Below are 3018 nucleotides of genomic sequence, written 5' to 3'. Positions count from 1 at the left end.
ATGGCGTTGGCTTCGATGGATTTGGCAAATAGCTTACGGATGGTCCCTTCATCGGCGTTGGCCGGGTTGGTGGCACCGATGAGCGTACGGAAGTCCGTCACGGCGTTGTCTTTCTCCAAAATCATCGGCACGATGGCTCCCGACGACATGTACTGGCAAAGGTCGTTGTAAAAGGGTCGCTCTTTGTGAACAGCGTAGAATTCGCCCGCCCGCTCGCTACTGAGCAGCGTTTTTTTTATGGCCACGATTTTGAAGCCTGCTTCCTCGATCATCTTTATGATAGCGCCCGTGTTGCCATCCGCAACCGCGCCGGGCTTAATCATAGTAAAGGTTTTTTTTTCTGACATTCTCTATACGAAATTTTATTTGGCCGCAAAACTAAGGCAAATTCCTTATATAACGGACAGAACGCCGCAAATCCCACCAGTTTTACTACTTTTGTCCGCTTATCACGGGCGGTTTGCCGATTTTCGGCCCTCTTCTACTGACTTTCTCAGCCGAACGCACTTCCCTTTATCGAATACAATTCATTGTGAATCAACCCATAGACGAATTACGGGCGCTGCTTACTTCTCCCCAAAAAGTAGTAATCACCATGCACCGCGACCCTGATGCCGACGCGATGGGGTCGTCGCTGGGCTGGGCTTTGTACCTGGAGAAGAAAGGCCACAGCGTAACAATAATCAGCCCTACCGACATCGCGGTCAACCTATTGTGGATGCCCACCGCCGAGCGGGTACTGACCTATGAAGGATCCAAATCCAGACCCAAAGAGTGTAAGGAAATCATTAACGACGCCACGCTGGTGTGCTGTCTGGACTTTTCGGCCATTTCGCGTTTGAAGGAACTGGGCCGCTGGGTCAACGAGGCGCAGGCCACCAAACTACTGGTCGATCACCACATCGAACCCGAAACCTTTGCCGATATTATGGTGTGGGACACCGAAGCGGCAGCCACGGCGCAATTGATTTACCAAATTATCACCGAAATAGACGGCCCGGATTTTTTCGATGTACCCATGGCCGAGTGCCTTTACGCGGGTATCATGACCGATACGGGCTCGTTCCGGCACGGTAACACCACGCCGGAAGTTCACCTGGCCGTGGCTGGCCTGATGCGCACGGGTTTTGAAGTCAACAAGGTTCACCGGATGATTTTTGATAATTCGCCGCTGTTGCGAACAAAGCTACTGGGTCATGTGTTGAGCGAAAACCTGCACGTCCTGCCCGAGTACCGAACAGCCTACATGACCCTCACCGCCGCTGAACTGGAAAAGTACAAATCTGGCACGGGCGATACGGATGGTATTGTAAACTACGGATTGCAAATTGAGGATGTGGTGATGTCGGCGCTGTTCATTGAGCGCAAGGGTGAAGTCAAAATTTCGTTTCGGTCATTTGGCGAGTTTTCAGTGCGTGACCTAGCCAACGCCCATTTCAACGGCGGTGGCCACCGCAACGCCTCGGGTGGGCGCACGACGATGTCGCTGGCCGATACCGTAGCGCTGTTCATCAAATTCCTGCCTTTTTATAAAGCCCAACTCTTGAGTGTGGAGAAATAAGCCCATTTTTTTACTTCCTTTGCACAAAAATTAGGGCAAGCGCGTTATAGCAATTATTATTTTAGCCAAGTACCTATCAACCATTCTATTTTTTTAATTAATCAAAAACTAATGAACCTCAAATCGATCGGCCTCGTGCTGGGCATCTGTTTCCTGGCCGCCGCCTGCAATAAATACCGAATGCAGGTGACGGAAGACGGCCTGAAGTACCAATTCCACGAACACAACGAAGAAGCCCGCAAAGCCAAAATGGGCGAAATAATGAGCTTCCACCTCGTTCTCAAGAATAGTGAGGACTCTACCCTGCGCAATACCTACGAAGAGAATATGCCCGTGAAACTGGTGCTGCAGGAGCCGCCTTTCAAGGGTAGTTTCGAAGAAGGACTGGCGATGTTGGCCGTGGGCGACAGCGCAACTTTTTACGTGAGTGCCGACACGCTTTTTGCCAAGATGATGCAGCCCATGCCTCCGATGGTAAAGAAGGGAACCGATTTGTCGTTTACCGTCAAAGTACTGGACATTCAGACTTCGGAGGAATTCCAGAAAAAACAGGGCGAAGAGAGCGCGGCGCAGAAAGGCATCGACGCCAAAACAATCGACAAGTACATCGCCGACAATAAACTAAACGAAAAAATACAGCGCACGGATTCGGGCCTTGCCTACGTAGTAGAAAGCCCCGGCTCGGGCGGAACGCCCAAAGCGGGTGATGTCGTGAAGGTGCATTATACCGGAAAACTACTCAACGGTGAGGTATTCGATAGTTCCAAAGGCAATCCACAGACCAACGGCGAACCCATCGACTTCCGCGTGGGTGTTGGAATGGTGATTCCTGGCTGGGAAGAAGGCATCATGTCGATGAAAAAAGGCGAGAAGCGGATGATGATTATCCCGTCGGGGCTGGCCTACGGTACTGAGGGTAACCAGGGTATTCCGCCCAATTCGGTGCTACTGTTCGACGTAGAACTGGTCGATTTCTCGACACCACCTCCGGGTTCCAATCAGGGCATGCCTGGTGGAATGCCGCCGCAGTAAATAATTTTGATACCGGACAATGGACATTGGACGTTAGACTTTGGACGTTGGACTTTTTGAATGGTTCAACGTCCAATTTTTTTCTGACAAACTGATTTTCTAATGATTTTTTTAAAAAAACATAGCTGGACACTAGTAATCTTTTTGCTGCTGGGTAGTTTCTTATTCGGTTGTAAGGATGTGTCGAACCAGATCGGCAGCGATAAAAAGGCACAGAACGACGAGGAGATTCGGGCATACTTGGCCAAGAACAATATTTCTGCTCAGCGCACAGAGGAGGGTTTGTATTACAAAATAATCGAAAAAGGCATCGGTGCTCCCAAAACTGCTGCTGGTGACGAAATAAAAATTAAGTTCATAGCCAGGCGACTGGATGGCGCCATTATCGATAGCAGTGAAATAAGCCAGAACAAAACGGTTCGGGC

Annotated in this window: 3 protein-coding genes and 1 pseudogene; 3 read left to right on the top strand and 1 reads right to left on the bottom strand. The window is 50.0% G+C overall.

All coding sequences use genetic code 11. The annotated features are described in order from the left end of the window. Positions 1 to 347: nucleoside-diphosphate kinase (locus ACEW8P_RS15780; protein ID WP_373514041.1), on the bottom strand; the 347-nt coding region annotated here is incomplete at its 3' end. A gap of 185 nt (positions 348 to 532) precedes the next feature. Here ACEW8P_RS15780 and ACEW8P_RS15775 point away from each other — a divergent pair. The 3 genes and pseudogenes from ACEW8P_RS15775 to ACEW8P_RS15765 all read left to right on the top strand — a co-directional run. After that, entirely contained in the window at positions 533 to 1561 is a 1029-nt protein-coding gene (locus ACEW8P_RS15775; RefSeq protein ID WP_373514040.1) for a bifunctional oligoribonuclease/PAP phosphatase NrnA, read from the top strand. Between the two features lie 111 nt (positions 1562 to 1672). Next, on the top strand, positions 1673 to 2593 hold the full coding sequence (locus tag ACEW8P_RS15770; protein ID WP_373514039.1) for an FKBP-type peptidyl-prolyl cis-trans isomerase: 921 nt from the start codon (positions 1673 to 1675) through the stop codon (positions 2591 to 2593). A 102-nt stretch (positions 2594 to 2695) separates the two neighbouring features. Beyond that, positions 2696 to 3018: pseudogene (locus ACEW8P_RS15765) on the top strand (hypothetical protein); the annotation flags it as partial.

Source organism: Persicitalea sp. (assembly GCF_041751555.1).
GTDB lineage: Bacteria > Bacteroidota > Bacteroidia > Cytophagales > Spirosomataceae > Persicitalea.
Note: the sequence above shows the minus strand (reverse complement) of the source record. Positions and strands in the feature narration are given on the sequence as shown.

Bases quoted from the DNA above. Each gene is read 5' to 3' on its own strand.
- ACEW8P_RS15770 (WP_373514039.1), top strand. From the start codon at position 1,673: ATGAACCTCAAATCGATCGGCCTCGTGCTGGGCATCTGTTTCCTGGCC.